Below are 376 nucleotides of genomic sequence, written 5' to 3' on the forward strand. Positions count from 1 at the left end.
GGCGACCACCAGACGGTGATCAAGTCGATGTCGAAACTGCACGGCGACCACCAGACGGTGATCAAGTCGATGTCGAAACTGCACCATGATATCGCGACCTTCTCCGGTGCCACCATCCTCGGCGATGGCAGTGTCGCGCTCATTCTCGATGTCGCCCATCTGGTGGCAGCAGGTCAGCAACAGGAGGCGCAACTGCGCGCGGCCGGATGAGTGAAGCAGCCCTCAAGATCAACAGCAATCTCTGGAGCAATTCCGAGGAAATCGAAGTCCTGACCTTCGACATTGCCGGCGAGACCTTCGCCATCGAGGCGGTGATCGTGCGGGAAATCCTCGATCTGCTGCCGGAAACACCGGTGCCGGGCGCGCGGCCCTTCGT

Annotated in this window: 2 protein-coding genes; both read left to right on the plus strand. The window is 60.6% G+C overall.

What is annotated here, in order from left to right; translation table 11 throughout:
- Positions 1-210: chemotaxis protein CheW (locus AC1DYF_RS40430; RefSeq protein WP_477884569.1), on the plus strand; the 210-nt coding region annotated here is incomplete at its 5' end.
- Positions 207-376 (plus strand): chemotaxis protein CheW (locus AC1DYF_RS40435; RefSeq protein ID WP_477884571.1); only part of this gene is annotated, 170 nt, incomplete at its 3' end. The genes AC1DYF_RS40430 and AC1DYF_RS40435, both read left to right, overlap by 4 nt.

This window comes from Rhizobium sp. P2_G9 (assembly GCF_056403475.1).